Origin of the sequence: Ochrobactrum sp. SSR (assembly GCF_030067775.1) — a bacterium.
In the GTDB taxonomy this organism is placed as follows: domain Bacteria; phylum Pseudomonadota; class Alphaproteobacteria; order Rhizobiales; family Rhizobiaceae; genus Brucella; species Brucella teleogrylli.
The window spans coordinates 875,793-892,864 of the sequence record NZ_CP125969.1 but is presented as its reverse complement, the minus strand read 5'-3'; the positions used below and the strand labels follow the sequence as shown (position 1 = coordinate 892,864).

The following is a 17,072-nucleotide window of genomic DNA, read 5'->3' as shown; positions in this document are numbered from 1 at the left end:
CCAAAGCTCTTTGAGACTTTGATCTGCGTCTGATCTGTTTATTTACGCGAGGTCAGCAGGGAGCACATCGGCTGGGATGTTCTGATAGCTGACGGGGCGCAGGAAGCGACGGATGGACATGGTTCCGACGCTGGTTGCACCGAAATTAGTGCTGGCCGGGTAGGGGCCACCATGAACCATCGAATCGACCACTTCCACGCCGGTTGGGAAACCGTTGGCCAGAACGCGTCCGGCCTTCCGTTCCAGAACGGGCAGAAGCTTGCGCGCTGCGGCGGCATCGTCCTTGTCCATGTGCAAGGTTGCCGTCAGCTGGCCTTCAAAACCTTTTGCCAGATGCACCATGTCATCGACCGACTTGACGCGAACGACAACGCCGAGCGGGCCGAACACTTCTTCGCCGATGCTGTGATCGCCGAGGAAGGCGTCGCCGGTGGTCTCATAGAGATTGGGCGAAGCCTCACGGCCCTTGCTTTCGGTGGTCAGCACCGGCTTGACGGAGTTGCGGCTGTCGAGATGCGCCTTGCCGTCCTGATAGGCCTTGGCAATGCCATCGGTCAGCATGACCTGCGGCGCGACCTTTTCCAGAGCGCTGCGGGTTGACTGCACAAAGCTGTCGGCATCCGAACCGTCGATCACCACAGCAATGCCGGGATTGGTGCAGAACTGACCGGCGCCCATAGTCAGCGAGCCAGCCCAACCTTCGCCGAGCGACGTCGCGCGGGTCTTCATGGCTTCCGGCAGCATGAACATCGGATTGACCGAGCCAAGCTCGCCGAAGAAAGGAATCGGTTCCGGGCGCTGGGCGCACAGATTGAACAAAGCGCGGCCACCGCCCAACGATCCGGTAAAGCCGACAGCCTTGATCAGCGGATGAGTGACCAGCGCTTCGCCGACCTTGCGGTCGCCACCCTGAATGAGGCTGAACACACCCTTCGGCACGCCGGTCTTGGCGATGGCGGCCTGAATGGCGTCAGCGACGATTTCGCCGGTGCCGGGATGGGCGGAGTGGCCCTTAACCACAACCGGGCAGCCTGCGGCAAGCGCTGCGGCGGTGTCGCCGCCAGCGGTCGAGAAGGCGAGCGGAAAGTTGGATGCGCCGAAAACGGCAACTGGGCCGATCGGGCGCTGCATCAGGCGGATTTCCGGACGGGGTGCGGGCTTGCGATCGGGCAGGGCTTCGTCCACGCGACGGTCGAGGTAGTCAGCCTTGCGAATATGGCTGGCGAAAAGGCGCAGCTGGCCGGTGGTGCGTCCACGCTCGCCCTCAAGGCGACCCGCCGGCAGGCCGGTTTCCTGCGTGCCGATTTCAGTAATGGCGGCAGCGCGCGCTTCGATTTCGTCGGCAATGGCTTCGAGGAACAGGGCGCGTTCTTCGCGGCTTGTATAACCATAAGTCCAGAAAGCATCTTCTGCCGCTTCGCAGGCGCGCGCCACCAGATCGGGCGTACCGACTGCGAATTCATGTGATGGACCCGTCGCCGGTGTCGAGGCAAAAGTCGTCTCCCCCCGCAACCCACTCGCCAGCTATCAGGTGTTGTCCATGGGGTGTCCAGCTCATCTCAATTCCTTTCCATCTGCTCTTGCAGCAAGTCAGTCTATCGCGGCGCGATCTTCATATTATCCCGATCCGTTTTCTGTGCGCCTTGGCGGCTAAAAGGATCGGGGAGGCATGGATACATGGAATAGAGAGAATTGTCGCGTAACACCACAGTTACATTCTTCGTAATGTCCCGCTATGCGGGATTTTGAATCACAAGTTCGGGTGAGAGGGCGAATATCCGAAGCAGCACGTGATTCATCGCGCTGGTCGCCGTCATTGTTGCGGCGGTCAGCGTGGTGTGGATAACAGGATGTCTTTGAAAAAGCCGGGAAAACCAGCCTTTCCACAGAAAGGCAAAAATTCTTTTGCTTTCTTCCCAGCACTTGCTTGACACTTGTTCGCGAACCCCTTAAACGACCGCTCACACCGACGGAAACGCCGGTGGTGACCGAAGCCTACGGGCTTTAGAAAAATGCGCGGGTGTAGCTCAGTTGGTTAGAGTGCCGGCCTGTCACGCCGGAGGTCGCGGGTTCGAGCCCCGTCACTCGCGCCACTTTCCTTCAACACAATCAAATGCACTGTTGAACTGAAAGTGGCGCTCCACGCCTCCTCATTTGTTTCCCTTTTTTTTGTATTTCATGTCGTGCAAGCATTTGTGTGCTGCTGCGCCGTGGGCCTGTTTTCGGGGTGTTTTGCAAAGCTTGTGAATGAATTGCAGAATATCGCAATTCTTCTCCAAACATGCGCTTGACACTTGTTCGCGAACCCCTTAAACGACCGCTCACACCGACGGAAACGCCGGTGGTGACCGAAGCCTACGGGCTTTAGAAAAATGCGCGGGTGTAGCTCAGTTGGTTAGAGTGCCGGCCTGTCACGCCGGAGGTCGCGGGTTCGAGCCCCGTCACTCGCGCCACTTTCCTTCAACACAATCAAATGCACTGTTGAACTGAAAGTGGCGCTCCACGCCATTTCTCGAACTTTCCTTATAAATGATCGCCAAAACTGTTTAGACGAATTTGTTCGTCCGCCGGTTTGTGCGAGCCAGTCTCTTTTATCGGGAGAATTGCTTCCAGGAGAGATAGGCGACCGAGAGAACGATCACGCCGATCACGAGAAGGTCGCCGCCAGCGAGCAGAAAATCTTGCATGTGTGACCTCCCTTCGTTCCGATTCCAAGCAATGTCCTTATGATAAAGTCTGCTCTGCCGATCTGAAGGCATGGCTTGGCGTGCTGAGACAGTGCGGAGCTGGTTCCATTCTCAATATTGCGGCTTGCGCGAAAGAAATTTGCGTGCAGCAGAGCGCGGGTGTATTCGCGGGAGGCGGGGAGCGGGATGGATCGCATGGGCGCGCTCGCATTTCTCCCGCCTGACGAAGCGTTCGAAATGGTTCGCAAACGTAGTTTATTAATAATGCCGTTGATTCTCTTTGCTGTTGTCAGCGGGAAGGCATCATGAGACAGTGCCTCACAAAATTATGATCTTACTGTGCCAGGACGGGGGCAGAACGAGTTCAGCCGGGTTATTCGGGCCCGAGGTCATGCCTTATTAAGCATCTCGACCCGACTATGCCCACCTGAAGGCGCTGGAGGGGTTGCGCTTCAACGCGGGCTGCGCTAACCGTCCCCGCGAAAGCGCTTAGTTCGCACGGCATGCCTTTTGAAGCTGCTTGGGGCGACGAGGATGCAATAGATGCAATGTGTCGCATGGTCGTGGGCTTCAAAAAGCTTATGACAGGCGGCGCAGCCTCGTATTCAAGCCGGATAAAGGATCATGAACGAGCTTTTAAGTTCCTATTTGCCGATTGTCATCTTTCTCGGCATCGCAATGGTAATCGGTGTAGCCCTTCTGGTTGCGCCGTTCCTCGTCGCATATCGACAGCCAGACCCGGAAAAGCTTTCAGCTTACGAGTGCGGCTTCAATGCCTTCGATGACGCCCGTATGAAATTCGACATCCGTTTCTATCTCGTGTCGATTCTCTTCATCATCTTCGATCTTGAAGTCGCCTTCCTGTTTCCGTGGGCTGTGTCCTTCGGTTCCATTGGCTGGTTTGGCTTCGCGTCGATGATGTTGTTCCTTGGCGTCCTGACCATCGGCTTCATCTATGAATGGAAGAAGGGAGCGCTGGAATGGGATTGACCACAGCCAACACCACACTCGTGGCTCCGCAGCCGAAGGGCATTCTTGACCCGCGCACGGGTAAGCCTGTCGGTTCCGACGATGCTTTCTTCAACGATCTGAACAGCGAACTGTCCGACAAGGGCTTCATCGTCACATCTGCTGATGCTCTGATCACCTGGGCGCGCACCGGTTCGCTGATGTGGATGACCTTCGGTCTCGCCTGCTGCGCTGTGGAAATGATGCACATTTCCATGCCGCGCTACGACGCCGAACGCTTCGGCATCGCGCCGCGCGCGTCTCCGCGTCAGTCCGATGTGATGATCGTTGCAGGCACGCTGACCAACAAGATGGCGCCCGCTCTGCGCAAGGTCTACGACCAGATGCCCGAGCCGCGCTATGTGATCTCGATGGGTTCCTGCGCCAATGGCGGCGGCTACTACCACTATTCCTATTCGGTGGTTCGTGGCTGTGACCGCGTGGTTCCGGTTGATATCTACGTGCCGGGCTGCCCGCCCACTGCGGAAGCGCTGCTTTACGGCATTCTTATGCTGCAGAAGAAGATCCGCCGCACGGGTACGATCGAGCGTTAATCCGGTCCCTGGACCGGTTTGCGCCATACAGGTTTTGTTAGGGTTCGACTGACACCGCCGCGTGGGATTTCTCCCAAAAAGTCTCCCAAGGCAAGTGCAGTGTGAGTTCTAAATAAGGAAGTTAGGGAAATGAGCGAAGAAGCTCTCGGTGAACTTTCCGGCTACATCAAGGAACGCCTCGGCGATGCAATCGAAGAGGCGAAGCTGGCCTATGGCGAGCTGACGCTTTCTGTACCGGTGACGAGCCTTATCAGCGTTCTGACCTTCCTGCGTGACGATGTTCAATGTCAGTTCGTCAATCTGACGGATATTTCTGGCGTTGACTACCCGCAGCGCGCCAATCGCTTCGATGTGGTCTATCAGCTGATGTCGCCGCGTCAGAACCAGCGCATCCGCGTCAAGGTTCAGGCAGACGAAGACACGCTGGTTCCATCGGCGGTTTCGGTTTTCGTTGGTGCCGAATGGTATGAACGCGAAACCTACGACATGTATGGCGTGTTGTTCTCCGGCCACCCGGATCTGCGTCGCCTCCTGACCGACTATGGTTTTGAAGGCCATCCGCTGCGCAAGGATTTCCCTCTGACCGGCTTTGTGGAAGTGCGTTACAGCGACGAGCTGAAGCGCGTCATCTACGAACCTGTCGAACTGCGTCAGGAATTCCGCAATTTCGATTTTCTCTCGCCATGGGAAGGGACGGAATACGTCCTGCCGGGCGATGAGAAGGCAAAGACGAACTGAGCGACGGGAAGCTGAACATGGCTGAGACTCAGGTCCGCAATTTCAATATCAACTTTGGTCCGCAGCACCCTGCCGCGCACGGTGTGCTCCGTCTGGTGCTTGAACTCGACGGCGAAGTCGTCGACCGCGTCGATCCGCATATCGGTCTGCTGCATCGCGGCACCGAGAAGCTGATGGAAGCCAAAACCTATCTTCAGGCTGTGCCTTATCTCGACCGCCTCGACTACGTGGCGCCGATGAACCAGGAACATGCCTATGCGCTTGCCGTTGAACGCCTTATGGGCATCGACGTGCCGAAGCGCGGTCAGTTGATCCGCGTTCTCTATTCGGAAATCGGCCGTATCCTGAACCACCTTCTGAACGTGACCACGCAGGCCATGGACGTTGGCGCGCTGACGCCGCCACTTTGGGGCTTCGAAGAGCGCGAAAAGCTGATGGTGTTCTACGAACGCGCCTGTGGCGCTCGTATGCACGCTGCCTATTTCCGTCCGGGTGGCGTCCATCAGGACCTGCCGGATCAGCTCGTTGAAGACATCGGCAAATGGATCGATCCGTTCTTCAAGACGCTCAACAACCTTGATGACCTCATCACGCCGAACCGTATTTTCAAGCAGCGTAACGTCGATATCGGCGTGGTGTCGCTGGAAGATGCATGGGCATGGGGCTTCTCGGGCGTCATGGTGCGCGGTTCGGGCGCTGCATGGGATCTGCGCAAGTCGCAGCCTTATGAGTGCTACAACGAGATGGAATTCGACATTCCGATCGGCAAGAACGGCGACTGCTATGACCGCTACCTGATCCGCATGGAAGAAATGCGCCAGTCGGCGCGCATCATGCGCCAGTGCGTTGACCTGCTTCTCGGCAAGGAGCGCGTCGGTCCGGTTTCCAATACCGACAACAAGATCGTGCCGCCGAAGCGCGGCGAGATGAAGCGTTCAATGGAAGCGCTCATCCACCACTTCAAGCTTTACACGGAAGGCTACCATGTGCCTGCCGGTGAAGTTTACGCAGCAGTTGAAGCGCCGAAGGGCGAATTTGGCGTCTTCCTCGTTTCGGACGGCTCCAACAAACCTTATCGCTGCAAGCTGCGCGCTCCGGGCTTTGCCCATCTTCAGGCCATGGATTTCCTGTGCCGCGGCCATATGCTGGCTGACGTGTCGGCAATTCTTGGCTCGCTCGATATCGTGTTTGGTGAGGTTGACCGCTGATGTCCGTTCGCCGTCTCGCAGATGATGCCGTCCAGCCAGCCGCTTTCGCGTTCAACGCGGAAAATCAGGACTGGGCGCACAAGACGATTGCAAAATTCCCTGATGGCCGTCAGCAGTCGGCTGTCATTCCGTTGCTCATGCGTGCGCAGGAGCAGGACGGCTGGGTCACGAAAGCTGCCATCGAACATGTGGCAGCCATGCTCGACATGCCGCTGATCCGCGTTCTGGAAGTCGCTACTTTCTATACGCAGTTCCAGCTCAAGCCTGTCGGCACGCGCGCTCACATTCAGGTTTGCGGTACGACCCCGTGCATGTTGCGTGGCTCGGAAGCGCTGATGGATGTCTGCCGTCACAAGATCAACCACGATCCCTTCGAGCTTAATGCCGACGGTACGCTGTCGTGGGAAGAAGTCGAATGCCAGGGCGCTTGCGCCAATGCACCGATGGTCATGATCTTCAAGGACGCCTATGAAGATCTGACGCCGGAACGCCTTGCCGAAATCATCGACGCTTTCGAAGCTGGCAAGGGCGACACCGTCAAGCCGGGCCCGCAGATTGGCCGTGAAACGTCCAATCCGGTCGACGGTCTGACGTCGCTGACCGAAGATCTGGATTACAAGAAGATCGGTCTCGAAACCCGCAAGGCATCGGACGCCGCGACCGCCAAGGCGAAGGCCGAAGCGGAAGCAAAGGCCAAGGCGGAAGCCGAAGCCAAGGCCGCCGAAGAAGCGAAGAACGTCGCTCCGTCGAACGCTGCAAAGCCGGTCACCAATGCGCCCGAAACCGATCCGGCCCTGAAGACGCCTTCGGACGTCAAGGTGCCGAAGACTGCCGAGAAGGCCGCATCGGTCGATACGAAGCAGTCCTTCAAGCTTGACGATGCCAATCGTCCGGTTGCCATGGAGCGCCCGGAAGTAGTTGACGATCTGAAGCTGATCTCCGGTGTTGGTCCGAAGATTGAAGGAACCCTGCATGAGCTTGGCATCTTCACCTTCAAGCAGGTTTCTGCCTGGAAGAAGGCCGAGCGCGAATGGGTTGATGGTTATCTCAGCTTCCACGGTCGTATCGAGCGTGAAGACTGGGTGAAGCAAGCCAAGGCTTTGGCCAAGGGCGGCGTCGAGGAATACATCAAGGTATTCGGAAAGAAGCCGGTATGATGACTTCGATATTCGCAAACACGAACGGAAACAGGTGAGACATGCTGGCTGATAAAGATCGCATCTTCACCAATATTTACGGCTTCAAGGATCGCTCCCTCAAGGGTGCCATGGCGCGCGGCCATTGGGACAACACCAAGGGTTTCATCGAAAAGGGCCGTGACTGGATCATCGACGAGATGAAGGCATCGGGACTGCGTGGCCGTGGCGGCGCTGGCTTCCCGACGGGTCTCAAATGGTCATTCATGCCCAAGCAGAGCGATGGTCGTCCGCATTACCTCGTCGTCAATGCCGACGAATCCGAGCCGGGCACCTGTAAAGACCGCGAGATTCTGCGCCACGATCCGCATACGCTGATCGAAGGCTGCGTGATCGCCGGTTGCGCCATGGGCGCACATACCGCCTATATCTATATTCGCGGCGAATTCATGCGTGAGCGTGAAGCCCTGCAGGCGGCAATCGACGAATGCTACGAAGCCGGTCTGCTTGGCAAGGACAACAAGTGCGGCTGGGATATGGACATTTTTGTCTCCCATGGCGCTGGCGCTTATATCTGCGGCGAAGAAACCGCGCTGCTCGAAAGCCTTGAAGGCAAGAAGGGCCAGCCGCGCCTGAAGCCGCCATTCCCAGCCAATATGGGTCTCTATGGCTGCCCGACGACCGTGAACAACGTGGAATCGATTGCGGTTGCGCCGACGATCCTGCGTCGCGGCGGTGCATGGTTCTCGTCCATCGGTCGTCCGAACAATGTCGGCACCAAGCTGTTCCAGATTTCTGGTCATGTGAACACGCCTTGCGTCGTGGAAGAGGGCCTTGGCATTTCGTTCCGCGAACTGATCGAAAAGCACGCTGGCGGCATTCGCGGCGGCTGGGACAATCTGTTGGCGGTTATTCCCGGTGGCGCATCCTGCCCGGTCATCAAAGGCGAAGACATGATGGACGCCATCATGGATTTCGACGGCATGCGCGACAAGAAATCGTCGTTCGGCACCGGCGGCCTGATCGTCATGGACAAGTCCACCGACATCATCAAGGCGATTGCCCGTCTGTCGGCGTTCTTCAAGCACGAAAGCTGCGGCCAGTGCACGCCGTGCCGCGAAGGCACCGGCTGGATGTGGCGCGTGATGGAACGCATGGTCAAGGGCAATGCGCAGAAGCGCGAAATCGACATGCTGTTCGACGTGACCAAGCAGATTGAAGGTCACACGATCTGCGCGCTTGGCGACGCGGCTGCATGGCCGATTCAGGGTCTGATCCGCAATTTCCGTCCGGAGATTGAAAAGCGCATTGATGATTATACACGCAACGCCGTGCAGAGCCGCAATATCCGTCTGGAAGCAGCGGAATAAGGCTGAACGGTTTGTGTGAGCCTGCCCGACAGGGTATGGCCCCGAAAAGTGCCTGGCGGTTTTCGGAAAAGGCCATGCCAATACAAGGGCAGGCGCAAGAGTTTGAGATCTGGAAAATGCGGCTTAAGCCGCAGGTTTGGATAAACGATGGCAAAGATCAAGGTTGACGGCACAGAGATCGAAGTACCCGATCACTATACGCTCCTTCAGGCTGCCGAAGCCGCGGGCGCTGAAGTGCCGCGGTTCTGTTTCCACGAACGGCTTTCCATCGCCGGAAACTGCCGTATGTGTCTGGTTGAAGTAAAGGGCGGACCGCCGAAGCCGGCGGCATCCTGCGCCATGGGCGTGCGGGATCTGCGTCCCGGCCCGAACGGCGAAGCCCCTGAAATCTTCACCAACACGCCGATGGTCAAGAAGGCCCGCGAAGGCGTGATGGAATTCCTGCTGATCAACCACCCGCTGGATTGCCCGATCTGCGATCAGGGCGGCGAGTGCGATCTGCAGGATCAAGCAATGGCTTTCGGCACCGACGGTTCGCGCTATCGCGAAAACAAGCGCGCGGTCGAAAACAAATATATCGGCCCGCTCGTCAAGACGGTGATGACGCGCTGCATTCACTGCACGCGCTGCGTCCGTTTCACGACGGAAGTGGCTGGCATTTCCGAACTCGGCCTCATCGGCCGTGGTGAAGACGCCGAGATCACCACCTATCTCGAACGCGCCATGACCTCGGAATTGCAGGGCAACGTGATCGACCTGTGCCCGGTTGGCGCTCTGACCTCGCGTCCTTACGCGTTCCAGGCGCGTCCGTGGGAATTGAACAAGACTGAAACCATCGATGTGATGGACGCGGTCGGTTCGAACATCCGCGTCGATACGCGTGGCCGCGAAGTGATGCGCATCATGCCGCGCGTCAACGAAGCGGTGAACGAAGAGTGGATTTCCGACAAGACCCGCTTCATCTGGGACGGCCTGCGCACCCAGCGCCTCGACCGCCCTTATGTCCGCAAGGATGGCCGTCTGGTCGCCGCAAGCTGGCCGGAAGCTTTCGCTGCCATTGCAGCCAAGGTTTCGGCAACGTCGGCTGATAAGATCGGCGCTGTTGCAGGCGATCTGGCTTCGGTCGAGGAAATCTATGCGCTGAAGGGCCTGATGGCTTCGCTCGGCTCTGCCAATATCGACAGCCGTCAGGATGGCGCTGCCGTTGATCCGGCTCACGGTCGTGCAAGCTATCTCTTCAACGCGACCATCGAAGGCATTGAAAACGCTGATGCTCTGCTCATCATCGGTTCCAATCCACGCGTTGAAGCCGCCGTTCTGAACGCACGTATTCGCAAGCGTCAGCGCATGGGCCATTTCCCGGTCGCTCTGATCGGCGAACAGGCAGAACTGCGTTACAATTACGAATATCTGGGCGCAGGTGCCGACACACTGGCATCCGTCGCTGCTGGCGCCAACGCTTTCCGCGACGTGCTGGCCAAGGCCGAACGTCCGCTGATCATCATCGGTCAGGGCGCGCTCACCGGCGAAAACGGTCGTGCGGTTCTGGCGACGGCCGCCAAGCTTGCTCAGGACGTTGGCGCGATCAAGGATGAGTGGAACGGCTTCTCCGTTCTGCACACTGCCGCTTCGCGCGTTGGCGCTCTGGACCTCGGCTTTGTGCCGGGTGAGGGCGGCAAGGCAGCTGGCGACATGCTGGGCAATCTGGATGTCGTGTTCCTGCTCGGTGCAGACGAACTCGACATGACCCGTAAGGGCCCGAGCTTCGTTGTTTACATCGGCACGCACGGCGATGCCGGTGCGCATGCAGCCGACGTGATCCTGCCGGGCGCAGCCTATACGGAAAAGTCGGGCACCTGGCTCAACACCGAAGGTCGCGTACAGCTTGGCAGCCGCGCCGGTTTCGCACCGGGCGAAGCGAAGGAAGACTGGGCAATCCTGCGCGCTCTGTCGGACAGCCTTGGCAAGCGCCTGCCGTTCGATAGCTTGCAGCAGCTTCGCGCCAAGCTTTATGCGGACTACCCGCACATGCTGGCCATCGACACCATCACGCCTGCTTCCGCCGACGATCTCGTCGCGCTGGCAGCTAAGGCTTCCAACCTGGGCGGCGGCGCTGCGTTCGTTTCCCCGGTCAAGGACTTCTACCTGACGAACCCAATTGCGCGCGCTTCCGCCGTCATGGCCGAATGCTCGGCGCTCGCGGCTGGCGGCTTCCAGCAGGCTGCCGAGTAAGCGAGAGAGAGACGGAACAATGGAAGGAATTTTTGCAGCTTACGTCTTACCCGCGCTGATCATGGCGCTGAAGTCGGTCGTTCTGCTCGTCGTATTGCTGATCGTCGTCGCTTACCTGCTTTATGCGGATCGCAAGATCTGGGCAGCGGTGCAGCTTCGTCGCGGCCCTAACGTTGTCGGCCCCTGGGGCTTGTTCCAGGCTTTCGCCGACTTGTTGAAGTTCGTCTTCAAGGAACCGATCATTCCGTCGGGCGCAAACAAGGGTGTCTTCCTCCTTGCGCCCTTCGTCTCTGCCGTTCTCGCAATGGCAACCTGGGCCGTTATCCCGGTCAATGAAGGCTGGGCTATCGCCAACATCAATGTCGGCATTCTCTATATATTCGCCATTTCTTCGCTTGAAGTTTACGGCGTGATCATGGGCGGCTGGGCCTCCAACTCGAAGTACCCGTTCCTCGGCGCGCTTCGTTCGGCGGCGCAGATGGTTTCCTACGAAGTTTCCATCGGCTTTGTGATTGTCACCGTTCTCTTGACTGTCGGCTCGCTCAACCTGACCGATATCGTGCTGTCGCAGAACACCGGCCTCGGCACCATGCTCGGCCTGCCTGCATCGTTCCTCGACTGGAACTGGCTCTGTCTGTTCCCGATGTTCGTGATCTTCTTCATTTCGGCGCTTGCTGAAACGAACCGTCCGCCTTTCGATCTCGTCGAAGCTGAATCCGAACTCGTGGCCGGTCATATGATCGAATACTCGTCCACGCCGTTCCTTCTGTTCTTCCTCGGCGAGTATGTGGCGATCACGCTGATGTGCGCCCTGATGACCACGCTCTTCCTCGGCGGCTGGCTGCCTCCGGTTGACGTTTGGTTCCTCAACTGGGTTCCGGGCATCATCTGGTTCATGCTCAAGCTCTGCCTCTGCTTCTTCATGTTCGCCATGGTGAAGGCTTTCGTACCGCGTTACCGCTATGACCAACTGATGCGTCTGGGTTGGAAGGTTTTCCTGCCGATCTCGCTCTTCATGGTTGTCGCCACCGCGACCTTCCTCAAAGTCTTCGGTCTGGCGTAAGGAGTAATAACAATGGCTTCAATCGCTCAAGCAGCCAAATCGCTCCTTCTCAAGGAATTCGTCGGCGCGTTCTTTCTTTCCATGCGCCAGTTCTTCGCGCCGAAGGCGACGTTGAACTACCCGCATGAAAAGGGCCCCGTTTCGCCCCGTTTCCGTGGCGAACATGCGCTGCGCCGTTATCCCAACGGTGAAGAACGCTGCATCGCCTGCAAGCTTTGCGAAGCAATCTGCCCGGCACAGGCCATCACCATTGAGGCCGGTCCGCGCCGCAACGACGGCACCCGCCGTACGGTGCGTTACGACATCGACATGGTGAAGTGCATTTATTGCGGCTTCTGCCAGGAAGCATGTCCGGTGGATGCCATCGTCGAAGGCCCGAACTTCGAGTTCGCGACGGAGACGCGCGAAGAGCTTTACTACGACAAGGACAAGCTCCTCGCCAATGGTGACCGTTGGGAACGCGAAATCGCGCGCAATATCGCGATGGATGCGCCTTATCGCTGATCGGGTTCCCGATCAGTTCGAGTGTCAGATCGAATTTTCGGTCAGTCCGATGCTCGGACAAGAGTTTATGAATAAAGCGGGCAAAGCAATAGGGCTTTGCTCACGGAAAGGTGTTGGGGGATCCCCATGCTGACAGGTATTGCGGCAGCGTTTTTCTATCTGTTCGCTTTCATCATGATCGCAAGCGCGTTCATGGTGATTGCGGCACGCAACCCCGTGCATTCGGTGCTGTTTCTGATCCTCACATTCTTCAATGCGGCAGCTCTGTTCCTGCTGACCGGGGCCGAGTTCCTCGCCATGATCCTGCTCGTCGTTTACGTCGGCGCTGTGGCGGTTCTCTTCCTCTTCGTCGTCATGATGTTGGATGTGGATTTCTCGGAACTGAAGCGCGGTGCGCTGCAATATGCGCCGGTCGGCGCTCTGGTCGGGTTGATCCTGCTGGGCGAACTGATCTTCGTCTTCGCGAGCAACATGTTTGCACCGAAGCTGGGGCAGGGCGCTGTGCCGATCCCGAATATCGCCGAGCGGTCCAATACCGCTGCTCTGGGCGACATTCTCTACACCGACTTCGTCTTCTACTTCCAGGTTGCTGGTCTCGTCCTTCTGGTCGCGATGATCGGCGCTATCGTTCTGACGCTGCGGCACAAGCCGAATGTCAAGCGCCAGTCCATCTCGGCCCAGGTTGCTCGCACGCCCGAAACGGCGATTGAGATCAAGAAGGTCGAAACGGGCAAAGGCATCTAAGGATAAGCATATGGAAATCGGTATCGCTCATTATCTGACCGTTTCGGCCATCCTGTTCACGCTTGGCGTCTTCGGCATCTTTTTGAACCGCAAGAACGTCATCGTTATCCTGATGTCGATCGAATTGATCCTGCTTTCGGTCAATCTCAACTTCGTGGCGTTCTCCAGCCAGCTCGGCGACATGGTCGGGCAGGTCTTCGCCCTTTTCGTTCTGACTGTTGCGGCTGCTGAAGCGGCCATCGGTCTGGCAATTCTCGTTGTTTTCTTCCGTAATCGCGGTTCCATCGCGGTGGAAGACGTCAATGTTATGAAAGGTTGACGGGCAAATGCTCTACTACGCGATCGTCTTCCTTCCGCTTATCGGCTTTCTTATTGCTGGCTTGTTCGGCAATAAGATCGGCGCAAAAGCGAGTGAATACATCACTTCCGGCCTTATGGTTATCGTCGCGATCTGCTCGTGGATCGTGTTCTTCCAGATTCCAATGGGCGACGGTGAAACTGTGCGCATTCCGGTGCTGCATTGGGTCACGTCCGGTTCGCTGTCCTTCGATTGGGCGCTGCGTGTCGATACGCTGACCGGCGTCATGCTCGTTGTCGTGAACTCGGTTTCGGCTCTAGTGCATATCTATTCGATTGGATATATGCACCACGATCCGCATCGTCCGCGCTTCTTCGCCTATCTGTCGCTGTTCACCTTCGCGATGCTCATGCTGGTTACGTCGGACAATCTGGTTCAGATGTTCTTCGGCTGGGAAGGCGTGGGTCTGGCGTCCTATCTTCTGATCGGTTTCTGGTTCAAGAAGCCTTCGGCCAATGCCGCCGCCATGAAGGCCTTCGTCGTCAACCGCGTTGGTGACTTCGGCTTCCTGCTTGGCATCTTCGGCCTGTTCGCTCTGTTCCAGTCGGTTGATTACAACACGATCTTCGCTGCTGCCGCCAATTATCTGCCGGCAGAAGGCGCTGCGGATGCAGGTCAGGTCGTGCTGAACTTCCTCGGCTATGAACTGCACAAGGAAACGGCACTGACCGTTGTTTGCCTGCTTCTGTTCATGGGCGCGATGGGTAAGTCGGCGCAGTTCCTGCTGCACACCTGGCTTCCGGACGCTATGGAAGGCCCGACACCTGTTTCGGCTCTCATTCACGCCGCAACCATGGTGACCGCAGGTGTGTTCATGGTCGCGCGTATGTCGCCGATCTTCGAACTGTCGCATACGGCTCTTCTGGTCGTCACCATCATCGGCGCCACCACCGCATTCTTTGCGGCAACGGTTGCCCTGGTGCAGAACGATATCAAGCGCGTTATCGCTTATTCGACCTGTTCGCAGCTGGGCTATATGTTCGTGGCTCTCGGCGTCGGCGCTTACGGCGCTGCGGTGTTCCACCTGTTCACGCACGCCTTCTTCAAGGCTCTCCTGTTTCTTTGCGCCGGTTCGGTTATCCATTCCGTGTCGGAAGAGCAGGACATGCGTCGCATGGGAGGCTTACGCAAGCTGATCCCGGTTACCTACTGGATGATGCTCATCGGTACGGTTGCTATTACGGGTCTTGGCATTCCGGGCACGATTATCGGTACGGCAGGCTTTTTCTCGAAGGATGCGATCATTGAATCGACGTTCGCTTCGCACAGCCCGGCTGCTGGCTACGCCTTCACGCTGCTCGTCGTCTCGGCTCTGTTCACGAGCTTCTATTCCTGGCGTCTAATTTTTATGACCTTCTTCGGCAAGCCGCGCGCTTCGGCGGAAGTCATGCATCACGTCCATGAATCGCCGCCCGTGATGCTGGTGCCGTTGTTCGTTCTTGCTGTCGGCGCAATCCTTGCCGGTGTGGTGTTCAAGGAATTCTTCTTCGGTCATGACTATGCCGAATTCTGGAAGGGCGCTCTGTTCACGCTGCCGACCAACGAAATCCTCGATGAATACCATCATGTTCCGACCTGGGTTAAGCTGTCGCCTTTCACGGCTATGATCATCGGCTTCATCGTTGCCTGGATCTTCTACATCCGGTCGCCGGAAATGCCGAAGGCACTGGCAGAACGCCATCGCGGTCTGTACCAGTTCCTGCTGAACAAGTGGTATTTCGACGAACTCTACGACTTCCTCTTCGTTCGTCCGGCCAAGTGGCTCGGTCGTGTCTTCTGGAAGGGTGGCGACGGCTGGCTCATTGACGGCTTCGGTCCGGATGGTATCTCGGCCCGTGTGCTTGATGTCACCAACCGCGTCGTCAAGATGCAGTCCGGATATCTTTATCATTACGCATTCGCGATGCTGATCGGCGTCGCCGCGCTCGTCACCTGGATGATGCTCGGGAGCTCTTTCTGATGACCGACTGGCCAATTCTCTCAACGGTCACGTTTCTGCCGCTCGTCGGCGCGTTACTGATCCTTCTGATCAAGGACGACAGCGAGGCTTCGCGTCGCAACATCCGCAACGTCGCTTTGCTGACAACGGTGTTCGTCTTTATCCTGTCGCTCGTCGTCTGGGCTGGGTTCGATAATTCGAACGCTGGCTTCCAGATGGTCGAGCAGGTCGACTGGATGGGCGGCGGCATCAGCTACCATATGGGCGTGGACGGTATCTCCGTCCTGTTCGTGGTGCTGTCCGCTTTCCTGATGCCGTTCTGCATTCTTGCAAGCTGGGTGTCTGTCGAAAAGCGCGTCAAGGAATATATGATCGCGTTCCTCATTCTGGAAACGCTCATGATCGGCGTGTTCTGCGCGCTCGACCTCTTCCTGTTCTACGTGTTCTTCGAAGCAAGCCTTATCCCGATGTTCATCATCATCGGCGTGTGGGGCGGCAAGCGTCGCGTTTATGCAAGCTTGAAGTTCTTCCTTTATACGCTGCTGGGCTCCGTGCTGATGCTCATCGCCATCATGGCCATGTATTGGCAGGCTGGCACGATGAACATCGTCGAACTGCAGAAGTTCAGCTTCCCCGCTGGCATGCAAACATGGCTATGGCTTGCCTTCTTCGCGTCGTTTGCGGTCAAGATGCCGATGTGGCCGGTCCACACCTGGCTTCCGGATGCGCACGTTGAAGCGCCGACGGCAGGCTCGGTCATTCTGGCCGGTATCCTTCTGAAGCTCGGCGGCTACGGCTTCCTGCGTTTCTCGCTGCCGATGTTCCCGCTGGCTTCTGCCGATTTCGCGCCGCTTGTCTTCACGCTGTCGGTGATCGCCATCATCTACACGTCTCTGGTGGCTCTGGTTCAGGAAGACATCAAGAAACTGATTGCTTACTCGTCCGTCGCACACATGGCCTATGTGACCATGGGTATCTTCGCGGCCAATGAGCAGGGCATTCAGGGCGCGATCTTCCAGATGCTGTCGCACGGTATCGTGTCGGGCGCGCTCTTCCTTTGCGTCGGCGTGATCTATGACCGTATGCATACCCGCGAGATTGCAGCGTTCGGCGGTCTGGTGAACAATATGCCGAAATATGCGGTGGCCTTCCTCATCTTCACGATGGCGAATGTCGGCCTGCCGGGTACTTCGGGCTTCATCGGTGAATTCCTGACGCTGTTCGGTGTGTTCCGGGTCAATACCTGGGTGGCGCTGTTCGCAACCACGGGCGTCATTCTCTCGGCGGCCTATGCGCTATGGCTTTACCGCAAGGTGATCTTCGGTGCGCTCGACAAGGAAAGCCTCAAGGCGCTCCTCGATCTCAGCCCGCGTGAGAAGATCATTCTCTATCCGCTCGTGGTACTCACCATCTTCTTCGGCGTGTATCCGGCACCGGTCTTCAATGCGACTGCAAGTGCTGTGACCGCTCTGGTTCAACATTACGACGCTGCAATTGGCGGAGCCGCCAATGCAATGCTGGCACAGTAAGA

Annotated in this window: 13 protein-coding genes, 2 tRNA genes and 1 pseudogene; 15 read left to right on the top strand and 1 reads right to left on the bottom strand. The window is 57.6% G+C overall.

What is annotated here, in order from left to right:
* Positions 1 to 42: 42 nt before the first annotated feature.
* Positions 43 to 1,558: pseudogene (locus QLQ11_RS04240) on the bottom strand (aldehyde dehydrogenase (NADP(+))).
* 458 nt (positions 1,559 to 2,016) lie between these two features.
* On the opposite strand from QLQ11_RS04240, the gene QLQ11_RS04235 reads away from it, so the two are divergent.
* The 15 genes from QLQ11_RS04235 (at position 2,017) to QLQ11_RS04165 (ending at position 17,070) form a co-directional block, all read left to right on the top strand.
* A tRNA-Asp gene (locus QLQ11_RS04235) sits at positions 2,017 to 2,093 on the top strand.
* A 283-nt stretch (positions 2,094 to 2,376) separates the two neighbouring features.
* Positions 2,377 to 2,453: transfer RNA gene (locus tag QLQ11_RS04230), tRNA-Asp, on the top strand.
* Between the two features lie 858 nt (positions 2,454 to 3,311).
* Positions 3,312 to 3,677 carry an NADH-quinone oxidoreductase subunit A gene (locus tag QLQ11_RS04225; protein WP_078338422.1) on the top strand — a complete coding sequence of 122 codons (366 nt, stop codon included), beginning with the start codon at positions 3,312 to 3,314 and terminating at the stop codon, positions 3,675 to 3,677.
* Entirely contained in the window at positions 3,668 to 4,249 is a 582-nt protein-coding gene (locus QLQ11_RS04220; protein WP_010661172.1) for an NADH-quinone oxidoreductase subunit B family protein, read from the top strand. The genes QLQ11_RS04225 and QLQ11_RS04220 overlap by 10 nt, the downstream gene beginning before the upstream one ends.
* Before the next feature lie 129 nt (positions 4,250 to 4,378).
* On the top strand, positions 4,379 to 4,987 hold the full coding sequence (locus QLQ11_RS04215; RefSeq protein ID WP_109368794.1) for an NADH-quinone oxidoreductase subunit C: 609 nt from the start codon (positions 4,379 to 4,381) through the stop codon (positions 4,985 to 4,987).
* Positions 4,988 to 5,004: 17 nt separating this feature from the next.
* Positions 5,005 to 6,195, top strand: a complete 1,191-nt coding sequence (locus QLQ11_RS04210; protein WP_109368795.1) for an NADH-quinone oxidoreductase subunit D — start codon at positions 5,005 to 5,007, stop codon at positions 6,193 to 6,195.
* Positions 6,195 to 7,352: an NADH-quinone oxidoreductase subunit E gene (locus QLQ11_RS04205; RefSeq protein WP_121535817.1), complete on the top strand. Its 1,158-nt coding sequence runs from the start codon at positions 6,195 to 6,197 to the stop codon at positions 7,350 to 7,352. The genes QLQ11_RS04210 and QLQ11_RS04205 overlap by 1 nt, the downstream gene beginning before the upstream one ends.
* Positions 7,353 to 7,393: 41 nt before the next feature.
* Positions 7,394 to 8,701, top strand: coding sequence for an NADH-quinone oxidoreductase subunit NuoF (gene nuoF / locus QLQ11_RS04200; protein ID WP_121535820.1), 1,308 nt, complete (start codon positions 7,394 to 7,396; stop codon positions 8,699 to 8,701).
* Positions 8,702 to 8,848: 147 nt separating this feature from the next.
* Positions 8,849 to 10,933, top strand: coding sequence for an NADH-quinone oxidoreductase subunit NuoG (gene nuoG / locus QLQ11_RS04195; protein WP_283735822.1), 2,085 nt, complete (start codon positions 8,849 to 8,851; stop codon positions 10,931 to 10,933).
* Positions 10,934 to 10,952: 19 nt separating this feature from the next.
* On the top strand, positions 10,953 to 11,996 hold the full coding sequence (nuoH, locus tag QLQ11_RS04190; RefSeq protein WP_109368799.1) for an NADH-quinone oxidoreductase subunit NuoH: 1,044 nt from the start codon (positions 10,953 to 10,955) through the stop codon (positions 11,994 to 11,996).
* A gap of 12 nt (positions 11,997 to 12,008) precedes the next feature.
* A complete protein-coding gene (gene nuoI / locus QLQ11_RS04185; RefSeq protein WP_078338429.1) occupies positions 12,009 to 12,500 on the top strand; it encodes an NADH-quinone oxidoreductase subunit NuoI in 492 nt (163 codons plus the stop codon).
* 126 nt (positions 12,501 to 12,626) lie between these two features.
* A complete protein-coding gene (locus QLQ11_RS04180) occupies positions 12,627 to 13,244 on the top strand; it encodes an NADH-quinone oxidoreductase subunit J (protein WP_109368800.1) in 618 nt (205 codons plus the stop codon).
* 10 nt (positions 13,245 to 13,254) lie between these two features.
* Positions 13,255 to 13,563: an NADH-quinone oxidoreductase subunit NuoK gene (nuoK, locus tag QLQ11_RS04175; RefSeq protein WP_006466598.1), complete on the top strand. Its 309-nt coding sequence runs from the start codon at positions 13,255 to 13,257 to the stop codon at positions 13,561 to 13,563.
* 7 nt (positions 13,564 to 13,570) lie between these two features.
* Positions 13,571 to 15,562, top strand: a complete 1,992-nt coding sequence (gene nuoL / locus QLQ11_RS04170) for an NADH-quinone oxidoreductase subunit L (RefSeq protein WP_109368801.1) — start codon at positions 13,571 to 13,573, stop codon at positions 15,560 to 15,562.
* A complete protein-coding gene (locus QLQ11_RS04165; RefSeq protein ID WP_109368802.1) occupies positions 15,562 to 17,070 on the top strand; it encodes an NADH-quinone oxidoreductase subunit M in 1,509 nt (502 codons plus the stop codon). Before nuoL ends, QLQ11_RS04165 begins: the two co-directional genes overlap by 1 nt.
* Positions 17,071 to 17,072: the final 2 nt, after the last annotated feature.